Source organism: Streptomyces gilvosporeus (assembly GCF_002082195.1).
Taxonomy (GTDB): domain Bacteria; phylum Actinomycetota; class Actinomycetes; order Streptomycetales; family Streptomycetaceae; genus Streptomyces; species Streptomyces gilvosporeus.
Map to the genome: position 1 here is coordinate 7,075,524 of NZ_CP020569.1, position 23,485 is coordinate 7,099,008.

The 23,485-nt window shown below is 66.5% G+C and carries 21 protein-coding genes and 4 pseudogenes; 13 read left to right on the forward strand and 12 right to left on the reverse strand.

The window, feature by feature from the left end:
* Positions 1–432: 432 nt before the first annotated feature.
* The 4 genes from B1H19_RS31360 to B1H19_RS31370 all read left to right on the forward strand — a co-directional run bounded on the left by B1H19_RS31360 (position 433) and on the right by B1H19_RS31370 (position 3,651).
* Positions 433–1,236: a papain-like cysteine protease family protein gene (locus B1H19_RS31360; RefSeq protein WP_237289615.1), complete on the forward strand. Its 804-nt coding sequence runs from the start codon at positions 433–435 to the stop codon at positions 1,234–1,236.
* Positions 1,237–1,247: 11 nt separating this feature from the next.
* Positions 1,248–2,141, forward strand: a complete 894-nt coding sequence (locus tag B1H19_RS31365; protein WP_159028176.1) for a hypothetical protein — start codon at positions 1,248–1,250, stop codon at positions 2,139–2,141.
* A 287-nt stretch (positions 2,142–2,428) separates the two neighbouring features.
* Positions 2,429–2,644: a hypothetical protein gene (locus B1H19_RS38955; RefSeq protein ID WP_159028177.1), complete on the forward strand. Its 216-nt coding sequence runs from the start codon at positions 2,429–2,431 to the stop codon at positions 2,642–2,644.
* Positions 2,641–3,651 (forward strand): sugar phosphate isomerase/epimerase family protein, encoded by a 1,011-nt coding sequence (locus B1H19_RS31370; protein WP_083108076.1) that lies wholly within the window; start codon positions 2,641–2,643, stop codon positions 3,649–3,651. Before B1H19_RS38955 ends, B1H19_RS31370 begins: the two co-directional genes overlap by 4 nt.
* A 675-nt stretch (positions 3,652–4,326) precedes the next feature.
* Here B1H19_RS31370 and B1H19_RS38210 read toward each other — a convergent pair.
* From B1H19_RS38210 to B1H19_RS31390, 5 genes and pseudogenes are all read right to left on the reverse strand, one after another.
* Positions 4,327–4,470 (reverse strand): annotated as a pseudogene (locus B1H19_RS38210) (IS5 family transposase); the annotation flags it as partial.
* A gap of 190 nt (positions 4,471–4,660) precedes the next feature.
* The gene (locus tag B1H19_RS31380) at positions 4,661–5,362 is read right to left on the reverse strand and encodes a hypothetical protein (RefSeq protein ID WP_203237269.1); all 702 of its coding nucleotides are present in this window, start codon (positions 5,360–5,362) and stop codon (positions 4,661–4,663) included.
* A gap of 332 nt (positions 5,363–5,694) precedes the next feature.
* Positions 5,695–6,804, reverse strand: a complete 1,110-nt coding sequence (locus tag B1H19_RS31385) for a radical SAM/SPASM domain-containing protein (RefSeq protein ID WP_159028178.1) — start codon at positions 6,802–6,804, stop codon at positions 5,695–5,697.
* Positions 6,804–7,049 (reverse strand): hypothetical protein, encoded by a 246-nt coding sequence (locus B1H19_RS38960; protein WP_159028179.1) that lies wholly within the window; start codon positions 7,047–7,049, stop codon positions 6,804–6,806. Before B1H19_RS38960 ends, B1H19_RS31385 begins: the two co-directional genes overlap by 1 nt.
* The gene (locus B1H19_RS31390; RefSeq protein WP_083108082.1) at positions 7,046–7,420 is read right to left on the reverse strand and encodes a hypothetical protein; all 375 of its coding nucleotides are present in this window, start codon (positions 7,418–7,420) and stop codon (positions 7,046–7,048) included. The genes B1H19_RS38960 and B1H19_RS31390 overlap by 4 nt, the downstream gene beginning before the upstream one ends.
* Before the next feature lie 260 nt (positions 7,421–7,680).
* Between B1H19_RS31390 and B1H19_RS40895 the strand changes: the two are divergent.
* The 4 genes and pseudogenes from B1H19_RS40895 to B1H19_RS40900 form a co-directional block, all read left to right on the forward strand.
* Positions 7,681–7,755: pseudogene (locus tag B1H19_RS40895) on the forward strand (helix-turn-helix domain-containing protein); the annotation flags it as partial.
* Positions 7,756–7,935: 180 nt separating this feature from the next.
* Positions 7,936–8,427, forward strand: a complete 492-nt coding sequence (locus B1H19_RS31395) for an SLATT domain-containing protein (protein WP_159028180.1) — start codon at positions 7,936–7,938, stop codon at positions 8,425–8,427.
* A gap of 24 nt (positions 8,428–8,451) precedes the next feature.
* Positions 8,452–9,540: pseudogene (locus B1H19_RS31400) on the forward strand (IS630 family transposase); the annotation flags it as partial.
* Positions 9,519–9,605: pseudogene (locus tag B1H19_RS40900) on the forward strand (IS5/IS1182 family transposase); the annotation flags it as partial. The pseudogenes B1H19_RS31400 and B1H19_RS40900, both read left to right, overlap by 22 nt.
* A gap of 198 nt (positions 9,606–9,803) precedes the next feature.
* Here the strand turns inward: B1H19_RS40900 and B1H19_RS31405 are convergent.
* The 7 genes from B1H19_RS31405 to B1H19_RS38225 all read right to left on the reverse strand — a co-directional run bounded on the left by B1H19_RS31405 (position 9,804) and on the right by B1H19_RS38225 (position 15,481).
* Positions 9,804–10,862 carry a hypothetical protein gene (locus B1H19_RS31405; RefSeq protein WP_083108088.1) on the reverse strand — a complete coding sequence of 353 codons (1,059 nt, stop codon included), beginning with the start codon at positions 10,860–10,862 and terminating at the stop codon, positions 9,804–9,806.
* Between the two features lie 312 nt (positions 10,863–11,174).
* Positions 11,175–12,044: a nuclease gene (locus B1H19_RS31410; RefSeq protein ID WP_083108089.1), complete on the reverse strand. Its 870-nt coding sequence runs from the start codon at positions 12,042–12,044 to the stop codon at positions 11,175–11,177.
* A gap of 615 nt (positions 12,045–12,659) precedes the next feature.
* Positions 12,660–13,070 (reverse strand): lasso peptide biosynthesis B2 protein, encoded by a 411-nt coding sequence (locus B1H19_RS31415; RefSeq protein WP_083108091.1) that lies wholly within the window; start codon positions 13,068–13,070, stop codon positions 12,660–12,662.
* Positions 13,067–13,327: a lasso peptide biosynthesis PqqD family chaperone gene (locus B1H19_RS31420; protein WP_237289616.1), complete on the reverse strand. Its 261-nt coding sequence runs from the start codon at positions 13,325–13,327 to the stop codon at positions 13,067–13,069. The genes B1H19_RS31415 and B1H19_RS31420 overlap by 4 nt, the downstream gene beginning before the upstream one ends.
* Positions 13,308–13,919, reverse strand: coding sequence for an asparagine synthase-related protein (locus tag B1H19_RS40070; RefSeq protein WP_107426202.1), 612 nt, complete (start codon positions 13,917–13,919; stop codon positions 13,308–13,310). Before B1H19_RS40070 ends, B1H19_RS31420 begins: the two co-directional genes overlap by 20 nt.
* On the reverse strand, positions 13,894–15,027 hold the full coding sequence (locus B1H19_RS31425) for an asparagine synthase-related protein (RefSeq protein ID WP_159028181.1): 1,134 nt from the start codon (positions 15,025–15,027) through the stop codon (positions 13,894–13,896). The genes B1H19_RS40070 and B1H19_RS31425 overlap by 26 nt, the downstream gene beginning before the upstream one ends.
* A gap of 310 nt (positions 15,028–15,337) precedes the next feature.
* Positions 15,338–15,481 (reverse strand): lasso RiPP family leader peptide-containing protein, encoded by a 144-nt coding sequence (locus tag B1H19_RS38225; protein WP_107426203.1) that lies wholly within the window; start codon positions 15,479–15,481, stop codon positions 15,338–15,340.
* 470 nt (positions 15,482–15,951) lie between these two features.
* Between B1H19_RS38225 and B1H19_RS31430 the strand changes: the two genes are divergently transcribed.
* The 5 genes from B1H19_RS31430 (at position 15,952) to B1H19_RS31455 (ending at position 23,094) form a co-directional block, all read left to right on the forward strand.
* Positions 15,952–16,380, forward strand: coding sequence for a transposase domain-containing protein (locus B1H19_RS31430; protein WP_083108096.1), 429 nt, complete (start codon positions 15,952–15,954; stop codon positions 16,378–16,380).
* 75 nt (positions 16,381–16,455) lie between these two features.
* Positions 16,456–20,082 (forward strand): NACHT domain-containing protein, encoded by a 3,627-nt coding sequence (locus tag B1H19_RS31435; RefSeq protein WP_083108098.1) that lies wholly within the window; start codon positions 16,456–16,458, stop codon positions 20,080–20,082.
* 210 nt (positions 20,083–20,292) lie between these two features.
* Positions 20,293–21,371 (forward strand): IS630 family transposase gene (locus B1H19_RS41000; protein WP_435844061.1). Its coding sequence is split into 2 segments (ribosomal slippage): positions 20,293–20,794 and positions 20,794–21,371, totalling 1,080 coding nucleotides; the frame shifts between segments, so codons are not numbered across the junction.
* Positions 21,372–21,476: 105 nt separating this feature from the next.
* Positions 21,477–21,830, forward strand: coding sequence for a hypothetical protein (locus B1H19_RS31450; RefSeq protein ID WP_159028183.1), 354 nt, complete (start codon positions 21,477–21,479; stop codon positions 21,828–21,830).
* 142 nt (positions 21,831–21,972) lie between these two features.
* A complete protein-coding gene (locus B1H19_RS31455) occupies positions 21,973–23,094 on the forward strand; it encodes a hypothetical protein (protein ID WP_159028184.1) in 1,122 nt (373 codons plus the stop codon).
* Positions 23,095–23,485 lie beyond the last annotated feature (391 nt).

A 23,485-nucleotide genomic window follows, 5' to 3' on the forward strand; every position in this document is an offset into this window, starting at 1 on the left:
GTTAGCCCGGCGGTTTTCCCCCACTACTCCCCAGTAGATCAACGGAGTTGACGCTACGTCATTTGAACAGCTGGTGAAGATGATGTACTAATTCCTCTGCGCATTCCGAGCGCGGCTATCAGGTAGGTATCGCTGTCGCTCGCCGGTTTTCGCGCAAGCGCAGCACGGAACATGCGCAGCGGAATTGAGCAGTAACAGAACGCGCATGCCCAAAGGTACCGACAGGTAGGTCCAGACCGCATTTCGCGAAAGCGCGCACCGGCCGGTTCCGCCGGACTTCGCCGGTACGACTCAGCGAAGCCCGACAACTCGGCGTGCTCCGGCGCCAACCGCCCCACGGTCTGCGCAATACATTCCCCCACACCTCGAAAGAGTCTGCATATGCGTCTTCCCCGCTTCAAAGCTCTGTGGAGAGCATTAACGGTGATCGCGGTGGCCGCAATCACCGCCGGGTTCCTGCTCAACGGCGGCAACGCCAAAGCCGGTTCGGTAACCGGTACCGTGACCGGCGGTCAGGGCAGCTACCGCGGCATCAACGAAAGGTCGTCGGCCAGCCTTTCCGCTCACGTCGTCGGTCAGGCCACGGTCGGCAGCAAGGTCTCGATGACCTGCCGCGTCCAGGGCGAGGCCGTGGAGAACGACCCTCGCTGGATCTGGTCGGACTCCGGGCGCTTCTACATAGCCAACGCGTTCATCAAAGGAAACACCGACAACCTGCCGTCCTGCTCATCCCGGCACCCCAAAGAGTCCGGCGGGCGCGTGGCCCTCAAGATAGACATGCAGAAGCAGGTCCAGGACGAATGGTGCTGGGACGCCAGCGGCCTGACCATCGCCAAGTACTGGGGTTTCAACCAGTACAGCCAGCAGGACTTCTGCCGGCTCGCTGCCCAGAACGGCAACATCAGCTGTGACAACCAGCCCGCCACCCTCGACGACGTGGCCAACGGCCTGGCCAACATCGGTCTGAGCGACACCGGACACGACCTCGACCGCAATGCCTCCTTCTCGGAGGTGGGCAAGGAGATCGACGGCAAACGTCCCTTCGCCGTCCGTATCGGATGGAATTCCGGCGGTGGCCACATGAACGTCATCTACGGCTACGACCCGGCATCGCAAATGGTCGCGGTCGGTGACCCCTGGCAGACCACGCAGACCTACACCTGGTGGAACTACAACGACTACGTCAACAACTCAAGGTTCCAGTGGACCCACTCCCGCATCGGGATACACAAGTAAGGCGGGCGGAAATGAGCGGCAAGGAAATTTCTGTGCAGCGAAGTGCTACTCGTCTCGCCCTTTCCCTCGGCGCGGCGGCGACCCTGCTCTCCGCCGCCTTGTGCGGCCAGGCTCAGGCAGCTGACGGCCCGAGCGGCATTCCCGACTACCAGGGCGCACGGAAGGTGCTCCAGTCCCGGCAAGTGCACACCACCGTCTCCCGATTCCTCAGCGCGACGGCGAACGCCGGCGCCGACGGCGGCTCGGGTGCGGCGGCGCCGACGGCGCCTGGGGAACGCAGCGACCAGCAGGCGTTGAGCTTGAAGGACCCGGTTGCGCTGTACGAGCTCGCACCCGAATTCGTCACCGGGAAAACGACGCCCAGCGCGGGCAACGTGACACGCCTGTCGTACCTGGCCTCCCGGGCGAACGACGCCAGCGGGCACAAGGCCACGGTCCTGCTCTCCTCCACCGCCAAGGCGGGTGGTGGCAGCGGAAGTTGGCACCTGACGGCCGTGCGCGACGGCGACAGCGATATCACCTATGGCCAGCAGGCCACGGGCCGCTCAAAGGTCTTCACCGAGCCGCAGATCCACGCCTGGTACCGCCTGAAGAACGGCATCGTCGAACCGCTCAACCGGGAAGCATCCTCGGGGTTGCGCGGCAAGCGGACGGTGACGCTCGCCGCGTACCAGAAGCTGGTACACAGCCGCTACGCGGACAAGATGCCGGGGTCCGCGTATGACCGCAAAGGACTGGCCGGCGGATTCGGTCCGGCGTCCAAACCGTCATCTCCGTCCTCGGCCCCCATGCAATTCGGCGCCTCGGGAGTAGTGGCGGCCGCGCTCGCCGGCGGTGTCATCGCGGTACGCCTCCGCAACCGCAGGCGGTCGCAAGACTCCGCAATCATGGTAAATCGCACATGAGTTGACGGGTCACCCTGACCTGGGTGTTCCGTTGCGAAGCCCGGCCACACCCCACTGAGGAGGATTCAGGCGCCGGATTCCCATCAACGGAGTCCGGCGCCCCTCCCATGAAACACCGCTCCCTGTAGTGCACTTCGCCGACCGCATGCCGACGGCCATCGGAAGGGCTCAGACGACTGGCTGGCGCCCTACCCGGTGTCCCTGCCCGAACGGAGAACCCGGAAGGCCTGGCCGTCGGCACCCGCAAGTCCCCCCACCTTCCGCGCGACGCCATCGTCCTCTCCAACGTGGCGCCCCGGCTCTCCGTGCGCCCCGACGGCCATCTCATGGGCTGCCACGACTGCTTCACCGGCCGTGTCCGCGAGGTGCACGCAGCCGTACGAGCGACCACGGCCCCGTACGTATCCCACGTGCTACGACGCGCCCGCGCCGCAGCACTCACCGACGCGGTGCTCGCCGCTGGCCCGCAACCGACCCTGGACGAAGGTGAACTGACCAGATGAAACTCGGCTTCCTCACTGCATGCCTGCCCGGCCTGCCTCTCGACGAGATCGCGGCCTGGGCCGCGGAACACGACTACCAGGCACTGGAGGTGGCCACCTGGCCCGCCACCGGCTCCCGCGACTCAGCGGCCGCGCACCTCGACGTGGCCCGCTTCGGCGAGGCCGAAGCCGACCGGGTGCGCGCGCTCTTCGACCGGTACGGCCTCGAACTGTCGGCCTTCGCGTACTACGAGAACAACCTGCATCCCGACGAGTGCCGCCGCGCCGAGATCGAGGCGCACCTGCGCCACAACATCGATGCGGCGTCACTGCTCGGCGTCCCGTACGTCGGCACCTTCGTCGGCCGCGACCCCGGCCGCTCGGTCAGGGAGAACATCGCACTGGCGGAGAAGGTGATGCCGCCGCTCGTGGACTACGCGGGCGAACGCGGCGTGAAGATCATCATCGAGAACTGCCTGATGGCGGGGTGGCACCCGGACGGCTACCCGGGCAACCTCGCCTACTCCCCCGAGCTGTGGGAGTGGATGTTCTCGCTCGGCCTCTACCTCAACTACGATCCCTCGCACCTGATCTGGCAGGGCATCGACCCCGTCGAGGCGCTCCGCCCCTACGTCGACCACATCCCGCACGCGCAGGCCAAGGACACCCAGCTCGACCCGGTGCGCCGCAACCGCCACGGCGTCTTCGGCAAGAGCATCGAGCGCGACGACCCGTGGGACAACAGCTGGTGGCCGCACCGCATCCCCGGTCTCAGCGACTTCGCCCCGCGGCGCACCGCCGACAGCATTGAGTGGGACGACCCGTGGGGCAACAGCTGGTGGCGGCACCGCATCCCCGGACTCGGCGACATCGACTGGCGACGCATCCTCGACACCCTCTACGAGGGCGGCTTCACCGGCGTGCTCTCCGTCGAACACGAGGACCCGGTCTGGAGCGGCAATGAGAAGAACGTCAAAGACGGCCTGCGCATCGCCCACCGCACCCTGCGCCCCCTCATCCTCACCTGACACCCGCCGGCCCTCCGCCGGCATCCCCTCCTGACCGACTCTCCCCGGGAGCTTGCGTTCTACGATCCCCACCTTGTCCATGCAGCTGCACACCATGCGCGATCGCTCGCCACCGGCTGTGAATGCGCTTCGCCGCATCGCAGAGTGGACCGCCGCGAGATGTACGGGAAGTCTTCACGCCGACCGCATCGAGGTTCAGCCCTGCGGTGACCGGTCGGCGGCCGTTGGCGATCAGCAGCTGCTCCGCCCGCAGCTCGACGCTCCGTGTTCGACGAGACACGTTGCGTACAGCGGAACGATGCTGACATTTTGCTGACCTCTCGGCGCGAACTCCGTCCCATCTGGCGATGGTTTCGTGGCGCCAGCGAGGTCATCAATTTGCCAATAGAGTAGAGTTCTACCTGAGTTGATACTCTTCTTCGAGAGTGCGAAGAACGTTGTGCATTTCGCTAATTTCTAATTAGGTAATTAGCGGGGACATGGACTACACCTGCATGCCCCTGGGGGAAGTGACTCTACGATGCCCCTGGTTGGGCGACAAACATGCAGGTCAGAGGTGCTATTTGCGTCACTCCCGGCATGTGCGCGTGCGGCAAGGTGGAACCAGGTCTGGCAGGGCTGATGCTGACTTTTCTGACGGGCGATCAGGCTGCACCCAACCAAGAATCCTGATTCCTAGGCGCCCCGCCAGCTGGGTGTGGACTCTTTGATGAGTCTGCGGGCCATGAGGTGGATCACGGCGACGTAGATCATCGCCTCGGAGCGGTGAGGGTGGGTCTCGTAGTCGTGGGCCAAGCCGCGGTGGTGCATGAGCCAGCCGGTTGGGTCGGCCGCGCGGCGAGGTGCCCGCTGTCGCGGGCCCCTTTCCGCGCGGCAGGCCGTCTCCGGCTACTGGCACACGCCCCGGACCTTTGGCTACTACCTGCGCGTGCGCTCCTACCTGACCAGCGCCCATGGGCACGGCATCCGCCCTCTCGATGCCATCCGCGACCTCACCGGAAACCCCTGGCTACCCGCCACCGCATGACACCCGTGAATGGACACCTTTCATACCCGTGCGTGTGAATGCCGCAGACCGCCACGCCGGCCTGACCCCCGCTGTTCCGAGTCCTGATAGCCGGGGATGGTGGACTTCCTCTTCGCGGTCGCCGTAAAGCATTGTCACGTTGATGCGGAGGTTCTCGTAGCCAGGGCGGAAGCAGACCGCGTCCGACGCGTGAAAAAGGTCGGAATTGAAGATCACCGCCCGGTTCTGCCGGTAGGGGATGGTCATGCTGCGTGCCCGTCGGCGTTGCAGGAACGGCCGGATCAGGTCCTGGCGGCCGTTGTAGGTGTCGAAGCCCCAGGACAAGGGGGCGTCGACGTCGTGCACCACCAGGCCGCCTGAGTGCTCGTCGGTGTTAGCGCTGTCCGGGGTGACCCAGAAGTTGACGTTGACGGCGGCGAAGTCCGCGTGCGTGGTGACGTCAGCGGGTACTTGTGGGCCGCACTTGAAGCCCCACATCTGACGCAGCGGGTATCGGTTGCCGATGAGCCGAGGCAGGGCGTCTCGCAGTTCCTCGGCGATCTGCATGAGCAGGGGGCAGATGAACCCGTCCTGCATGAGCGCGCCCAGCCGGCCGTGGGCGTAGCGGTTGCCGAACCACACCGTCGACTCCAGAGAGAACCGATACAGCTCGTCCAGCGCCTCCTCGGTGAGAAAGTCGTCCACGTACACCACGCCGGGCCTCGGGCCCGGCGGACCGCTCCGGTCGCGGCCCCCGGAGGCCGTGCGACAGGAGCTGTGGGCCCTGCTCGCGGTCCACCAGGCCGTACGCCGGTTCGCGCACGCCGCCGCGGCGAGCGGCACGCAGTACACCGTGGGGTAGACCGATCGCAGGTCGCCCGGCCAGGTTTCGGACAACAACGGAACAGCCGTTAGCTACATCGCCGCAAGTGGAACAAAGCAGCGCACCGACCGCGACACGCGGCGCCACCGCGCCGCACCGACGAGCGCGCCGCCCCATTGCAGGGCCACGAATCAGGTAGTGAGGGGAGCGATCCTCACTGTGGCAGTGGTGCAGGGACCTCCAGGCGCTTCCGCATGTGCTGGATGAGCTCGCGCAGCCCGCAGCAGTCCGCTGTGAATTCTGGGTCGTGCCGGGAGGCGATGTACCGCTCGTGCGGGCACCACCCGTTGCACACTGCAAAATCGGGGCAGTCGCGCATCCCGGCGAGCGCGCGGTCGTTCGCGCCCCGCAGCCGGATGAGGGCGGGCCCGTCGCGGAACGAGGTGAACGAGTCGGACAGGACGTTACCCACCGTGTACGCGGGGTCGCCGACGAAGAGGTCACAGTGCGCCACCTCGCCGTCCGGCTCCACCAGGTAGTAGCGGCCGAAACAGTCGCCCGCGAGCGTGCAGACGGTGGAGCGCCGGTCCGAGAGCCGGTTCAGCAGGCCGTCGAACTCCCGGACTCGGATGGTCGGATCGCCGTGGGCCAGCCAGCGGTCGAAGTACGTCTGCAGGAACCGGTTCATCTCGGCCGGGGTTACGTAGTGCGGCGTCGGCGTGCCGGGTGGTGCGTCTGGCTGGTTGGTCGGTTTGGCGGCGAGCAGGCCGTAGCTGGTGATCCCCTCCTTCAGGAAGAAGTCGAAGATCGGGTCAGGTCCCAGCTCGATCGCGTCCCGGTCGATGACCATCAGTACGCTGGCGGGGACGTCGTTGTCCCGCAGGACGTCCAACCCGCGGCGGACGTCGTCGAAGGAGGGGCGGCCGGAGACGTAGCGGCGGTAGCGGTCGTGCACCGCGGGCGGACCGTCCAGGCTAACGCTGACCCTGAACTCGAACTCCCGGAAGAACCGGGCCCACGCGCGGTCGATGCGTGTGCCGTTGCACTGCAGGGAGTTGCGGATCCGTTGACCGGGCCTACGCAGCCGGGCCTGCGCATATACCGCGCGCTCGTAAAACGAGCGTGGCAGCACGGTCGGTTCGCCGCCGTGCCAGATAAACTCGACGGCACCGTGAGCGGGCTCAGCGAGTGCCCGCGCGGTCAAGCGGGCCAGTACCGGAAAGCTCATGGTCTGGTTCGGTCCGCTGCGCCAGTCGTGGCAGTATGAGCAGCGCAGGTTGCACAGCCGTGTTGCCTTGACGATCAGGCCAAGATAGCGACCCACTAGTCCTCCGCTCGGTGGGCTCGCGCGACCAGCCGGTCCAGCAGCCGGGCTTCCGCCGGATCCAACAGTTCCTCGGCCGGCCGTGCGGCCATCCGCTGCCACGGCCCCTTGGCGGAGTCGAGGGCTGCGGCGAGGATGTGGCGCTCCGAATCGGACAGTCCGGTGGCGAAGCGGGTCACTGCCGCGGTGAAGGAGGCGGTGGAGACTGCGCTGATCGTCTGGCGGTCAACGTCGCCGCCGCTCATTCCGGAATTTGCGGCGAGTAATGCTGCGGGCGGGTGTAGATCCACTGGACGAGCTCCATTTGGTCTCTGGACTGGGCGGTGGGGTTGGCCTTCTGCCAGATGGGCCCGATCTCGACCCACGTGTCGGCCTCCGCGCCCCACCGCTCCTTGACAGAGTCGACGACGCTTTTCGTCGCCTCGGTGAGGTCGGCGACGAGCTGGCCGCGGCGGACGTCCTCGGGCTGCAGATCCCGGGCGTACTGGGCCAGCACCTGGGCCAGCGACCGCTCGGCCGGTGAGAGGGAGTCACCCCATTCCGCGAGCCGGCCGGCGAAGGCCGCGATGTCGTTGCTGCTGACCGGGGATGGCGTCGGATCGTTGTCACTCGGCATGAGGTGCCTCCGCATTGTCGGTTGCCCCCCAAGGGATAGTAACCTTGGGCGATGGAATATGCGCTCTAAGTATTCACCTCGTGTCGCGAAGTCGCATCCGCAGCGGCCGCGCCACCCCGACAGACCACGGCCTTGGCCCTGTTCTCCCGAAGCTGCTGCGAAGTGACAAGTAACTCAACGTGTCGTTAGGGCCTTGGCCTCTGCGCGGGGTTCAGGAACTTCGCCGCCGGTGAGGGCGGCGAAGTCGGCATGGGCCTGGTGACCTCGCCGAACTGTTCTCCGTCAGCCGAGCCACGGTGTACCGCGTGCTCGAACGCGCTCGCACTACGACCTAGTGCCGCATCAGGCAATGTTCGCCCTCCGCCTCGCAAGCCCATGCAATTGGGGGACTTGATGTACGGCGACACGCCCCACGACGAGACGGCGACCTGCGGTGCGCTCTTGACAGTCGCTTCCCAGTCGGGCGGGATGGTGGGAGCGCACTGGGGGGCGGCTGCCGAGTCGGGGGGCACGCGGTGGAAGATGGCGGTGCTCCGGACCACGTTGAGATACTGGAGCGTTGGGCCCGGGGCTTACAGATGCTCCATGTGGCTCACAACATCGCCTCGGAGCGATTCGATCACTGGAACCGCATCACCGGGATCACCACAGCCATGCTGTCCGCGGTCGTCGGTACAACGCTCTTCGCCTCTCTCTCGGCCTCCGGCCTCACCGGGGTTCGTGTGGTGGCCGGCGCCTCCAGTCTGCTGACAGCCGCGCTCAGTGCCGGGCAACTGGTCTGGAACTATCCCGAACTCGCCTCGCGCCACCGAGCAGCCGCTGTGCGCTACGCGACGCTCCGCCGACAGGTCGAACTGCGGCTGGCGAACCGGGACCAGGTGACCGAGACAGACGTCGACGTCACGTCGTCCGAGTGGGAAGAGATCGAGCAGTCGGCCCCACAGCTACCGATCGGTGTCCGCCGCCGCGCCAGGAAAGAGATCACAAGCGTCCCGCTACGCGCCTGAACACCGCGCCGTCAGGCTGTTGCGGTGGCAGAACGAGTACGGGTCCGTGAGATCGATGGCGATGAGGGGAAGCGCTTGTTGCGGATCGTCCGCAGGGGCAGCGGGTCGGTGGTGACCTGGCGGCGGGCACAGATCGTGCTGCTGTCCGCGCAGGGCATGTCCGTGGTGAAGATCGCCGAAGTGACGTTCACCAGCGCGGACCGGGCGCGGGATGTGATCCACAATTTCAATGCCGACGGGTTCGACTCGCTCTACCCGAAGTACCGGGGCGGTCGCCCCAGGGTGTTCACCCTGCCCGAGCGGCGTGAGATCAAGAAGACCGCCAAGTCCAGGCCGGCTGAGCACGGTCTGCCGTTCTCGACCTGGAGCCTGGTCAAGCTGGCCGACTTCCTGGTCGCCGAGGGGGTGGTCGACGACATCAGCCATGAGGGCCTGCGGGTCCTGCTCCGTGAGGAGGGCGTGTCGTTTCAACGGATAAAGACCTGGAAGACCTCCCGCGACCCGGACTATGCCGCCAAGAAGGCCCGCATCGAGCACCTCTACGCCCTTGCCGACGGCGAGGTCATACCCGAGGACGGCGAGCCTGACGTCATCTTCTGCCTGGACGAATTCGGCCCCCTCAACCTCCAGCCCCGCTCTGGACGTCAGTGGGCCGAGCGTGGTGGGAAGCACAAGGACCCCGGCCGGGAGCCCAGGCCCCGAAGGCGGGCGACCTACACCCGCCCGCACGGGGTCAGACACCTCTTCGCCGCCTTGGACCTGGGCAAGGACAAGCTCTACGGGCACGTCAAGCCGAGGAAGCACCGGGTGAGGTTCCTGGAGTTCTGCCGCTATCTGCGCAGCCTCTACCCGCCCAAGATCCGGATTGCGATCGTGCTCGACAACTTCTCCCCGCACCTCACCACGAAGAAAGACCGCCGAGTCGGCGACTGGGCCGCGGCGAACAACGTGGAACTCGCCTACACACCGACCAACAGCTCCTGGCTCAACCGCATCGAGGCCCAGTTCACCGCCCTGCGCTACTTCACCCTCGACGGAACCGACCACGCGAGCCACAAGGAACAGGGCAGCATGATCCGCCGCTACATCAGCTGGCGATGCTCCGCTGCAGCACGACCCGGATCACCGACATCGTGAAGGCCGTCCTCGTCCTTCACCACGCCTCAACATCAAGTTGAAAAAAGCCTCAATGTCAGTGACTTTGCGGCTGCCGAATCCGCCGAAGAGCAGCGTTTCAGCAGGTCAGGTGGTCGAACTGGTCCCTGTTCCCTGGTAATGGCCCTAGGTCAGCTGCGCAGCGCTGGCGGCTGCCCAGAGGACCTCTGGGTGGCAGATGTCGTTGTGTGCACCGGAGAACGGTGACTGGTCGGCGTTGATCACCGCGTTGGCGTCAAGGCGGTAGCACGTGCCCTTGGTGAAGCTGTACGGGGTGCCCTGGGACACGGGCGGGGTCTGGATGGCGTTCGCCTGCTGGAAGCCGTCGTGGCCCATTGCGCCCCAGCGGTAGGCCGGGTGATCGAGCAGGGCGAAGTCCTCGTGCTGGAGCATGGTCGCCATCGGGTACCACTCGCCCAGGGCCCGGTCCGCGCTGGAGTGGCCAGCAGGGGGCCGTCGACCATGGCGGTGAAGTGGGCGAGCGCGCCGCCCGTGCCAGGGTTGGGGGCGTAGGTGACCGCGGGAGCGAACGCGAAGTGGGAGAAGGCTCCCTGAATCAGCATCAGGGATTTGACCGGGCTGGTGTCGTCTGGGCCCTGGTTCTGTGCGAGCCCGACCAGCGCATGCGCGACGAGCCGCGCGCCGAAGCTGTGGCCCATGAGGTGGGCCCTGACCTGGGGCACGTGCTGGCCGAGTCGGCTCACCAGCGGGCCGAGGCCCTGCTGGCCCACGACACCCGCCCGGTTCTTCATCTCGTAGTAGGTGAAGATCCGGACGACATCCAAGGCGTCGCCGGCGACGTGGTCGACGAACTTGTCGATGTCCGCGCCGAGCAGCCCCTTGGCCCGGACCAGCACCGCATCCTCGTCGTACTGCGAGCCGAGGGGGCTTGGGTCGGAGGTGACCAGTGCGCGGGCCTGCTGGTAGACGCCTCCGGCGCCGGACACCGGCTGCCCCGAGGCCACGGCGTGAATGACCGTGTTGAGATGCTGCTGCTGGCCGGGAAAGACTTTTGCAAGCTCCGGCGCGGAGCCGTCCCTCACGCCAGGTACCGAGACGGCCGTGGCCGGGTCGTCCTCCGACAGCACTCGGGCCGGCCAGAACACTCCGACCGCGATCGTGGACGGAAGGTGCTGGCCCAGCATGCTCGCGAGCAGGCGGAACATGTGCTGATACAGAGCCCGCGCGGATTCCTCACCGGCGTTCCAGCCATGGGTCATGAAGAAGACGTTGCAGACCTCGGACCCCGGGGCGACGGCGGCTGCGCGGACGGCCGTCACCAGATCCGCCTCACCTGTTGCCTAAGGAGCACCGTTCTCGTCGAAGAAGAGCTCCAGGTACGTCAGCCCCTGAATCGAAGTCGCCATCGGTGTCCTTTCCCCCGGATGCCTTCTGCTCAGAGAGCTCAGAGGATTTCCCACTATGACGACGAGACGCTTGTTCATCCTTCGGTGGCGCGCTCTTCACTGCTCGATTCACCTGGACAGGGCCCCGATATGACTCCAGGCCGGTGAGTGCTCCGGAGGTGTGTCGTCATGGTCGAAGACGGGGCGCCGTCATCACGCAGGAGGCATTGTTGATCTATGTGATACTCATGCTTCTTGGAAGACCAGGTCTTCCGGGGAGTGGTTCAGCCGTACCGTGTTGCGGTTGGGGGTATCGATGACGGTGCTGAATCCGGTGACCTTTCCCTCAGAGAGGATGATCAGGCGGTCTTTGCGGGCATCCAGGAAGTCCTTGAATCCGCCCAGGTCCGTGCTGCCGTCGTTGAGCACGATGTAGTCCACGAGCCGCCGGAACAGCTTGGGCATGATCACGAGGTGGTCAGTCAAGTCCTGGAGACTGTTGATCTTGGCGCCGCTCTCGGTGACGTCCTGTGGCCACAGGCCGCTGTTCGAGCTGAAGGCTGTTGTCACTGCGTCGGTCATCTCGTCACGCAGCTCGACGTAGAGATTGGTGTAGTAAGTGGGGTAGGCCAGCCCCATGGTGAGTTGGTGGTAGTTCGCGGTCTTTTTGAGGATGGCTGCGTCAACCACGATGTTGCTGCCACTGGTCCCCGGAGCCTTTCCCTTGCCGACCAGTGCCACGCAGCGGCCGTACTTGTCTGCGCCGCGGGTCAGGATGTAGCCGGCAACGCCCTGGGCCGGTTGAGCGCTGGTGACGGTTTCCCCATTACGCTTCACGTTCTTGAAGCCGAGCCATTTGAGTAGTTCTTTGGCGGCGCCTTCAGCGAACTCCTGCGGCTGGTGAACAACAGGGCCGTGGCGTACCGGGTAGTGGGTTTCGAGGGCGTCGATGCCGTCTAGGCGCAGCTGGGCGCCGCCGGAGCGGTTGGTGCGGACTCGATGTGAGCCCTCGACCAGCTTCCAGTGCTTAGGGTCCTTCGGATAGAAACGTACCGAGTCCCCGTCTGGGGAAGTCCTGACGATCTTGTAGTGCCCTTCGATGACGAGCATAGGCATGGGCTACAGCAACTCCTGTCCACTCAGGTCTTTTCAGCAGAGTCAATCTCTGCTAATCCGCCCCTGGATCAGCGTCTCCTCAGGAAGAGCCAATCGCTCGGCCAGTCACCCGGTTAATCACGAAATCCACTCGATCAGCCGCCCCAAGGCGCGGTGCGAACCGGCGACCAGGCGACTCTCCCTCACGCGCCTGGACGAACTCACCGACCAGCACGCCGCAGTCACCGGCTGGCCACCCGCCTTGCGCAGCTGGACGGGCATGAACCGGCCATGCGTGACTTTTGGCCGCGGCTGCTCACGTCACACGCCGAAATCGGGATGCGGCCATGACCGTGCAGTGGTGAGCCGCGACCAGGCCCGGCAGACAAGGGCGCCAAGGCGTCGGGGAAGGCGGCAGCGGCCTTCCAGCGGGGCATTGCTGCCCTCGCGTCGTAGTACATCGCCCGCGAAGGCCACCACCGCGTCCCAGGAACCACGCAGAAGAACTCACAGTGGAAGGCCAGGAGCAGCCGATCCAGCACCGACTCGAGGTATGGCTATCGAACGTCAAGGTGAGGCGGGACAAACTCACCCCCGAACAACGCACCACACTCGCACTGCCCCGGCGCCGGATTTTCAGCGCGGGGGGACGGTGAGCATGGTCCGGTAGGTGGCGGCGTCCTCGGATTCACCGACGCGTTGGCCGTCGGCCTCGACCCAGGCATGGGCGGCGAAGGGCGGGGTGCGTACGCCGGTGCACCAGGTCGGCCACGTGCCGCGCAGTCGGCACAACAGGGCGGTTGCCAGGGAACGTTGGAGGCAGTACCGGCCGGAGCACAGGACGCTGACGGCTGTTACGTCCTGGCGGGCCTGGAGAGTGGTGGTGTAGTCGGCGGGCCCGGCTCCACGCCGTGCCACGCGCAGGACGGCTTGCAGTCGCTTGGGCGGAAGGTAGGCCAGCAGCCGTGCCGCGGCTACCGCCGAGCAGGCGGTGATACGGCGACGTAGCGGAGGGCGGATCCCGTCGGTGTCGAGGACCTGGTTCACCGGGCGTCCGCCGTCAGCCCGGCGCGGGTGAGGTGGTCGATCAGGGCCGCGACGTCGGCGGCGGCACGCTCGCCGGTGACGGGGCGGGCGGCGGTGAGCTGCTCGGAGACCTGTTGGGGGGTGGCGCCGCCCAGGAGGGCCCGAAGGACGGTCGCGCCGGTAGCGTTGAGCTGCCAGTAGCGACCGTTGCATTCGTCGAGCAGGACCATGCCGTCCTCGGTGGAACAGCTGGAGACATCAGAGCGTAGCCGTATCAACGGGGTCCTCCTCCTGGGGGTGGCGGGCGGTGAGGTGGGCGGGAACGGGGTGGGCCGCCAGGTCGCGCAGCCACGCCTCGGTGCCCAGTGTGTTCTCCAGTTCATGTGGGCCGCCCCCGCTCCTCGGCAGTCCGGGGTTAAGTAGTACGCGTCGCAGCTCGTTCTCGTCGGCGATGCCAGCGGCGACCAGGTGCGAGGTGTCAGCCCAGTCAGTGAGCTGGCGGCGGTGGGCCTTCAGCCCGTGGTACCAGTCGGGGCCGCAGTGGTCCTTGGTGGTGCGGGCCAGGAGGTACGCAGGGACCAGGCCGTCCATGGCCGCGGCCAGCAGCGGCTTGTAGGACCGGGGACCGCCCGCCTCCTCGGGCCGGACGGCCAGGCAGGCGTTCATCACCGAGTCGTCGCAGAACGGGCTGTCCACCGGCAGGTCTATCGAGGTTTCGGCGTCGCGGAGCAGTCCTGCGATCCGTCCGGCTTCGCGCATCTGGTGGATCCAGGCATGCCGGCCGCAGTCGGCCGCCAGTGGCCGTGTCCGGCCGGCGGCGGAGACCAACAGCGCAGCGAGCTGGTCAGCGGCCTGCTCGCTCGCCCACACGGGAAGCACTGGCCGCGCCCCCCCACGTCTGGGGCTCGGTCGCCTCCACTACGGGCATCCGTAACAGGGCTCCCGCCGTGGTGAGCCAGGACGGGTAGGGGGCCGCGCCCAGCAGCATGCGCGCCGTTGCCCCGAGCGGCCACCGCGAGCGCGCCTTGAAACCCGCCGCATGCCGCAACGCCGTGTGTGGACTGCGGCGCAGCAGGGCGTGGATGTAGGAGGAGGGGGGCACCACCATGTGGTCGCCACCGGATCCCGAGAGACGGAGCACGGCTCCCCGGGCACGCATCTCGCGGGCCGTATGCTGCCGCCGGGACAGGTCGCGCAGCGTCCCCGCGGGCTCCTGCCCGGGATCGCGGGGCTCGTCCAAACCGGTGAAGCAGGCGGGCAGTTCGTCCGAGGGGAAGACCAGGGATTCGACGCGAGGAAGGTGCTTTACTGCGTACGCGGCGTAGTGGTGGTCCTGGTTGCCAGGTCCTTTCCAGTGCAGGGTCGAGGTGACCAGCGACGCTCCGGCCTCAGCGGCCAGGAAGCAAAGCGAGGTCGAGTCCATGCCACCGGACAGATCTGCTCCGAGCACCTGCCCGGGGCGCACACGCAGCGCCACCGCACCGCACAGGGCCTCGCGCAGGCGCAATGCCCCTTCGGCGAGGGGAAGTTCTGCAGGCGGTGGCTTCCACCACACGGACCTACGGCAGCCCCCGTCGGGCTCCAGGTTCAGCGCCTCCCCCGGCGGGACGCTCTCCACTGCACTCCACATCGCGGCGTCGGCCAGCGGGTAGGGCAGATACGGGGCGGCGAGACGAGCGGAGAGCTGGGCGATGTCCGGTGTGCCGCCGGTGAGCCAGGCCAGCGTGCTCGCCCGGTCCGCACACACTGTCGCCCCTGCTACTTCCGCCCGGTACAGGCGGCGGGCCCCGGAGGCACTACCGCGCACATATCCACGCCCATCCAGCCACGCGGCCACATGAAAACTGCCCTGCACTCCGTGCAGCGCCGCCTCCAGGTCCGCGTCCACACCCATGCTCTTAAGCCGGGTCATCAGATCGGCGGCGGTGGTCGAGGACGTGCCGACAACGGCTAGCAGCCGCTCACCCGCCGACGCCACGGCCATCTCATCCGCCGCCCACGAACCCAGCAGCCAGGCCCGCCCCGATGGATACAACACGGCCCCGGTGGCTCGCTCCCGCAGCCGCGCTGACAAGCCCGACGGCAACGACCGGTCCGGGAGCACCACAAACCAGCATGCCGACGAAACACTCACCATGCAGTCAACCCCTCCGGCACAAGACACCCGCCCGAACTTCGCTCCCACAACGAACACCGCTCCCCGGCGGCCCTCAAAAGACGGGACCACCTAGGAGCGACGGGTGTCCCTGCACTGCACGAGGGCCATGCAGGGGCACCCGTACATCAGGTCAGGCCCAGAACCACCAGCCGCCACCCTCGGGCCAGTTGCCCATTTGGCCACCTTGGGTGACGTCGGCGAAGTCGCCGGCCTCAACCAGCAGCGGAGCCTGGTAGACATCAGCGGTCTCGATGTTCAGCGTCTCAATCATCATGGTGACCTCCAGATCACACAGACGGACAGAGCACCTTCAACAGGTATCGATCACCCACCACAGAACGCTCACCCTTGTAGGCCGCCGAAATCGTCCTCAAGGGCCGACCAGCGCAGCACGGGGCCATCCCATGTTGCTGTCCCGGTGCTGACCATCACTCTGGCAGCGCGGAATGAAATACCAGTGAAATCGTGGCCAGCTCGGCCGGACCCGTCCACCGCCATCGCCTTCGCGCGCCGGCTTGACCACGTTTCCGGTGGAGCCGGAGCTCGGGGCGAGCGCGCGCCGACCCAACTGACCTCCGCACATGGAGGATCGAACGGCAAAAAATGCAATGCCGGGAAAGTAGAGCCGTGGTCTGCTTGTCAAGCGGTTCGGTGAAGTTGATGTAGAGGGACGGGGCTCCGCGTAGGACAGAAGTCGACCAAGACGCCGTGCCCACGGGAGCCCCGTTGCCTGCCCAGTCCGCCATGTCCGCCTGTCCTGGTTCCGGCCGAAGTGCCTTTGCGGCCGGGCATCTTGGCGAGTTGACCCAGCTCATCGCACCGCGCGTTGTCGATCAGGTGCTGCAGGCGACGCGCCGGGTGGAGAGTCGGGTCCGCAAACTGCCGTCACGGGTGGTGGTGTACTTCGTGCTGGCGATGGCCCTCTTCCCTCGCGAGGGGTATCGCGGCGTGTGGTCTTCTCTGGTCGCCGGCCTGCGGACGACCGCTGGAGATCCGTCGACTGCCGCGTTGCGCCAGGCCCGGCGCCGGGTGGGCCCCGAACCGCTGAGCTTGCTGTTCGACCGGCTCAAGGCCTGCACGGTCACCGCGCAGACCACCGGTGCATGGTGCCGCGGCCTGCGGACGGTGGCCTGGGACGGCATCACCCGATGTCCCAGTTGCGTGGCGTCTTGAGAATGTTTCCATGGAAGTGGTGCCGGCAATTGCGGGTCTCCATGCCGAGAGCGACTCTCGGAAGGAGAACGCACCATGACGAGAATCGTACGACACCCGCCAGGCAAGAGCCGGCCACGCAGCGCGCCGATGGCGACGCTGGAGGTGAGGCGGGCGTCGCGCCGGGTCAGGCGGTTCTTCGTGGGCCACTGGCACCGTCTGACCATCCGGCTGGAGGCCCGCCGCGACACCACCCGTCCCAAGAAGTGGCGCAGATGGTGGTCGTACACCACTCTGAACCGGGTTGTCTGGCTGACCCTCGCGATCCTGCTCGCCGGTTGGGTCGTCGAGGGCTTTTGGATCCTGTTCACCCACCACACGACCGCCTTCGAGGAGTGGCGGAAGAGCGCGAGCACCGGGTTCGACTCCGTCCTCCGTTTCCTCGGTCCGCTCCTCGCCGCTTCGGTCGCCGCAGCAGTGTTCCTGCTCTTCTGGTATCACTGGACCAAGGCTCGCTACCTAGCCAAGGCACGCAAGCATCCGAGCAAGCTAGTGCGCACCGCAGGGCCGGACATCTCCGAGATCGTGGGCCGCGAGGAGGTCGTCCGGGTCATCGCCCAGCGGCTGCGGCAGCGCGAGACCCGCAGGCCCTATCTGCTGGTCGGCGGTGTCGGCACGGGCAAGACCGCCGTTCTAGTGCGGCTCACCGAATTGCTGGCCCGGCAGCATGCCGTACCTGTGCCGATACGGTTGCGGGACGCCACTGGTGGCGACCTGAACTTCGAGCGAATGGCCAGGGAGCGGTTCGCCGAGGAAGCGCCCCAGGGCATTCTGGCGCGCACCAAGAACGACCGGGTCTGGCAGCAGTTGCTCGCCGACGACAAGGTGGTCGTCATCGCCGACGGCCTGGAAGAGGCGGTGCTCGACGAGAGGTTCCAGGAAGACCGGGACAACATCATCCGCAATGCCATCGAGCGCGCCCACGAGGAAAAGCTGCCCCTCGTCATCGCGTCACGGCCGCACAGCCCGCTGGAGAGCACCCCCGCTGCGATCGTGGAGCTGGAACCGCTGAGCGAGGAGGAGGCGCTGCGCTTCGTCGAGGCGCGGGTCCCGGAGACGGACGAACGCCGCGTCGACTGGATCGTGGAGACAGCGGAGGTCACCGAATCGCCCATCTACCTGCAGATCGCCCGCGAACTGCACATCCACGGCGACCTGGAACGCGACCGTCCGCGCAATGACGCCAACCGGCTGGACACCCGCAGCTGGGACCGCGGCACGCTGCGGCTGTGGCTACTGGAGACGTGGGACCGCGCCGTGAGCGAGGGTCGGCTGCGCGAGGACGTCGAGTTGAGCCCCCAACAACGCAGCGACACCGTCGAGGTGGTCTCCGCGCTCGCGTGCATCGGACTACTCCAGGACAAACTTGAGGTCGGCTTCGCCGAGCTGCTGGACAGCGACGTACACCCTCATCCGGTGCGGCGGATGAGGGCCCAGACGGACCATCTGTGGGCCAAGGCACGCCGTTTCGACCGGTACGGCAAACGCGGGAACGCCGTCTCGGAATGGCACCGGCAACAGATCTGGAACACGCTCTGCGACCATCTGAGCCCCGGGGAGAGGAAGCGTCTGCGCGAGGGCAACATGGGCCAGTGCCAGACCGCGCTCTCCCGCTTCGCAGCCAACGCGAACAAGCTCCAGCTGGTGGAGAGCTTCGAGAAGAGGGTCCGCTTCCCACACAGCATCATCCAGGCCTACTTCGGTTTCCGTATGCTGCAGCACCTCGGCGAGCGAGGCGCCGGCGAGCTGATCCAGCAGGCACTGCAGCCGCCGGGCCCCAGCCGTGAGCTGCTCATTGCCCTGGTGCTGCTCTCCCGTCGCCGGGCGGCGGAGCTGTCGGGCAGGGGTGGCAGTGTACGGGCCGAGCTGCAGAAGTACCGGCACGAGCTGTGGCGGCAGGCTCCCGTGTACGGCCGGCCCATCACCGACCGGCTCTTCACGGCCGCGAACCGCCGCACAGACGACCCCAAATCCCTCGACCTGTACGCGGCGGCCCTGGAGGTCGACAGCGTGGAAGCCCGTCCGCGACTGCTGAGCGACATCGTCGAGAAGGTACACGGCTGCTGGTCCGACATCAAAGGTGACCGCCGCACCATCGAAGACGCGAAACTCAGACTGCTCAAGCAGCTCGGCTCGGCACTGCGTGCGGCCTCCGAGAAGACCGACACCACGCAGCTCTACGACCACCTCTTCCAAATCGGCAAGGCGGAGCCCTCGTACTCCGTGCGCCTGGCCGCAGCCCAGGAGTTCGGCAGCGGCGGAACCGCGGCGTTCGCCGTGATCCGGAAGAAGATCGGCTTGAACATCGACCCCATCCGGGAGTACGACAAGAAGGTCCGCGATCTAAGGGCCCGCAGGAGGGGGGAAGACCACGACTGGAGCGAAAGGATGCGGAATGCGATGGCCGTCCGCGCATCCTCTCGGAACAGGTCGTCCGCGCAGATCGATCAGCTGCAGGAGAACCGGAAGGACATCATGCGGCGGTACCGGAAGGAGCGCATCGAGCTGTCCAGAGAGTTCGTGATGCGAGCCTGGATGATCCCCATGCTCCTGGGCTCCGTCGACGACGCCCACCGTGACGAGGCCCGAGAGCGCCTCACCAAGTGGCTGCGCCACCTCGATCCGAAGCACACCCATGGCCCCCCTGACCTGCCGCTCGCCCTGGAGGCCGCGCTCGCCCAGGGCTTCAAGTTCGCGGCCAACCGGCGCAAACGCCACCCCTATTCGGACCCGGGCAGCCGAGCTGATCTGATCAGGCAGGCGGAGACCGTACTGCAGCAGTCCCGCTGCTGGTACACGCAACTGACGCTGCTTCAGGCGCTATGTCTGTGGGAGCTCCCGGACAGGATCGGCCGGCGGGACCAGGACGCGGACAGCGCAGTATGGGGGGAGGACGACCGCAACCGTTCGCCCGATCCGTCGTCGCAGGTGATCGGCGAGACCAGCGCGGTGCAGACGGTGCAGCGCTGGCTATCCATGACGGGAACGGTGAACAGCCCGCCCGGCCGGCCCGACTCGAACGGCGACGCGCCACTGCGGATGCTGCATCCGTTCGTAGCCGAGGCGGGCGACCTGGCGGCCCTGGCCCTGGAGACCGGGCAGCCCGAGCGTTTCCTCTGGATCGACGAGAAGACCGTCACCGACAACATAGGCTCGCGCACCGGACACAATCGGGGCTACCGCAAGCACAACCTGTGGGTCCCGCCCTCGGTCGGATGGAGCACCCTCGACGGACGCGCCCAGCGCCTCGTCGCCGACGTGCTGCTCATGCTGAATCTGATCGAGCGGGACGGGTATCCCGAGGAGGTAGAGGAGCGCATGGCCCGCGCCGAGCGTCCTGGGATGTCCCTCCCGCCGTGCCTCTGCACGAGCCGCGAGCCGCTGCGGCCCAGCCTGCGGCCCGGCACATCCACGCCACCCGCACCCGGCACCACCTGTCTGCCCGACTGCAAATTCCAGCTCTGCCCGTACCCGCCTCGGGCCGGAGTGCCCCGGGGAGAGGTCCGTGAGCCCTTCTGCCGCCAGCAGCAGGTACTGCTACCAGGGCACATACGCCGCTGGTTCCCCAGGGTGGTGCACAGGAAGACGCCTCCCTGGGTCAGCATGCGCGTCCGTGAACTCGACCGTTTCTGGGACGCGATGGCCGGACGCACGCGGAACTAGCAAGCCACCAACCAGCACGCCATCTGGCGGTGCCCGTGCCCAACGCCGCTCTCTCCAGCCGGGACCCGATCGCCTCGGCCATGCATCAGCGAAGTCGTGGGCGATGTCGAGGTCGCTTCGGCCTTGCAGGCGTTACTGACTTCGGCTCGTCAGGGTGAACTTCCTTGAAGTCCCTGATAGGCCCGGCGCGGGGGCTGTATCTCGTGGTGTGTGAGGTATGGGGATGGGGGCGGGCTGTCTGCTGCGGGACGACGACGCCGGGAGACGGTGCGGATGCAGGCGGCTGAGCTGTTCGAACAGAAGATCAAGCTGAGAGAGGTCGCGCGGCGGCTGCGGGTGAGCCGGAAGTCGGCCTACCAGTGGCACCAGCTGTGGCGGGACGGCGGTGCTACGGCGCTGGCCTCCCGTGGCCCGAGTGGATCTCGATGCCGTCTGTCCCCGCGCTGCTTGGAGAAGCTGGCCGCGTATCTAGAGCAGGGCCCGGCCTCGCACGGCTGGGTGGAGGATCAGGTGTGGACCGCCGCGAGGGTGGCCACGCTGATCGGCAGGAAGTTCCACGTCTCCTACAGCGTCTCCGGGGCCACCAGGCTGATGCACCGGCTCGGCTTCAGCCCGCAGGTGCCCGCGCGGCGGGTCGCCGAACGCGATGAACAGGCCGTCACCGCGTGGAAGGAGGCGACGTGGGAGGAGGTAAAAGAGCCCGGGCGGCCTGTGGAGGGTACATCTGCTTCGAGGACGAGGCGGGCTTCACTCGCAGGCCGCCCAAAGGACGCACCTGGGGCCGACGCGGTCGCACCCCGGTCGTGACAGTCAGCGGGCGACGCTCGGGGCGCCTGTCGGTGGCCGGGCTGATCGCCATACGTCCCGGTTCCCGGACCCGGCTGTGCCACCGTCTGCGCACCCATCCCGCGGGTAAGGGCAAGCGCCGCAGCATGGGCGAGCGGGACTTCGTCGCTCTGGTCGACGGTGTCCACCAGCTCGTCAAGGCGCCGATCGTACTGGTGTGGGATCGCCTGAACACGCACGTATCCCACGCCATGCGTGAGCTGATCGCCGAACGTGAGTGGCTGACGGTGTTCCTGTTGCCCGCCTACTCGCCCGACCTCAATCCCGTCGAGGGCGTGTGGGCGCACGTCAAACGCAGCCTGGCCAACCTTGCCGTCGTCGCCCTCGACCGCCTGGAAACGCTCGTCCGTAGCCGGCTCAAACGCCTGCAGTACCGGCCTGACACCCTCAATGGCTTCATCGCGGGCACCGGCCTGACCCTTGACGGTCCGACATCACCTTGACGAGTCGAAGTCAGTAGACTGGTCAACCGCCAGCGGGCCGCTGCCGATTGGGAGTTGGGGGAAGCGGACGCGTGGGCTGATGAGGACCGGGGTGGGAGGGGAAGCGTGCAGGAAGATCTTGGTCATCTGGTGGGGCTCTCGGAACGCGATCTGGATCTGGTGATCGCCGAGCATCTCGTCGCGCACGATCTGGGGAGCCAGGAGGACGACGACGAAGAGCGCGTCTTCATCGCGGGTCGGTGGTTCGCCTCGCTGCGGCGGAGGCTGCGCAGCGCCATCTGCGGGCAGGAGGCGGTCGAGCGCGCGCTGGAGAACCCGGGGGATAACAATCAGCTGCTTGCCGCGGCGATCGTGGATGCGTTGCTGAATGTGAACTTCAAGGTCGATGTCCCGGTCACCGTGCTTGCGGTTAAGGTCGCTTATGTGGGTGTCCGCAAGATATGCAGTGGTGACGAGTGAGGGCCAGAGTCACTTGTTTGCGGATGAGTTCATAGCAGCAACCGGAGGAGCCGTCACGAGCGAGGACTATCCTCCCTTTCTTCGGGACCGCCTGTCCCAGATGTGCACGGGCACCTTACTTTTCTCGCGCTGGTGGTTGAGCGTGGGCGACAGCAAGACGGGGCTCCACACGCGACTGGAGTTGGTGAACTCGCCCTTCTTCACCTGCAGGGCGAAGGAGGTGAGTGAGGGGGAGTATGTAGTGGTGGTCCCCCTCGGTCTGGTGTGCCGCCTTTACGTACTGGCTCACCTGCTGCTCGGCTATTGGAACTCCGACAAATTCTATGTGCCTGTTCGGCAAAGCGAAAAATGGCAGGTCCCTCCAGGTCTGCAGCCTCTCTTCGGGAAAGCTCGAAACGAGGGCGATGGACCGTGGTGGGCGGAGTTGGAGGACCTGTTCGCACGGGTCGAGATCTCCCATTACGACGCGGTGCGCCTGACCGAGGTCGCGCTCATGTATGTCATCGGCCATGAAGCGGCGCATGCCTACCGACGTCATGGGAAGGCGCTGGAGGCATTGAGGCTCCGAGGTCTGGTGCGCGACGAGACTGAAGAGGCGGTCTTCCGGCGCTTCGCGGAGACGGATGCCGATCTCATGGGCACCCATTGGGCGTTGGACGCCCAATGGATTGGTCTCAGAGGCTCGGGCCAGTTGGACGAGGCGGGGGTGGCGTACCTGCGAATGTCCTATGCCGTGACGATGGTGCATGCCCTGTATGACGTGCACCGCAAGGAGATCGGCGCTTACCAGACGGGCGCCTACTGTCATCCCGTCGTGAGGCGTCATTTCTTCACCGAGGCGAGCCACCAGATGGCGCATGCCTATCCGTTGCAGTCGACGGGCTGGGTCGAGGCGGAGTTGGAGGGGTGGGGGAAATGCCTATGGGCACTCCACGGACTCAACAAGGACGTCCTGGTCGGGCGGTTTGGTAAAGCGCCGGAGGGCTATACACACCTCCCGGTTTCCGCCTTGCAATACAACATGAGTGAAGGTCTGAAGTGGACGAACGATTTCGGGCGGGAGACCGTGCTGTATCGCGCTGTCCGAAGAATCTACCGGGACACCGTTGATTTCTCCATCGGTGAAACGCCACCGGCGGTCGATTTCCATCCCGCCGGCAGGGATGTGTGGCGGCGGGCCATGGCCTCCGACGACCCTGTCATACGTACCGCCATGTCCATGCTGGGCAGGCATTTTGAGGCATCGACAAAAGATCTGGCCTGACCCCGGCGGCGCGTCAAACGCAGCCTGGCCAACCTCGCCGTCGTCGCCCTCGACGGCTTGGAAACGCTCGTCCACAACCGCTTCATACGCCTCCAATGCCGGCTCGACACCCTCGACGGCTTCATAGCAGGCACTGGCCCGACCTCGACAATCCAGTGTCACGCTGACGAGCCGATGTCAGTAGCCTGAGCTAACGAGCTCCAACAATCACCAGAACCACTGAGAACGATCATCCTCATCGCGTCCCAGCGGAACTGATCAGCCCAGCTCGTCACAGTTCGACCGACCATCGAACAAGGACGGGTCTGATGCAGGTTCGGTCGAACCTTCCGGTGCCCGGCTGGATCGCCACTTCAGCCCCTACGGCCATGACTACCCCCTCGCGTTCCTG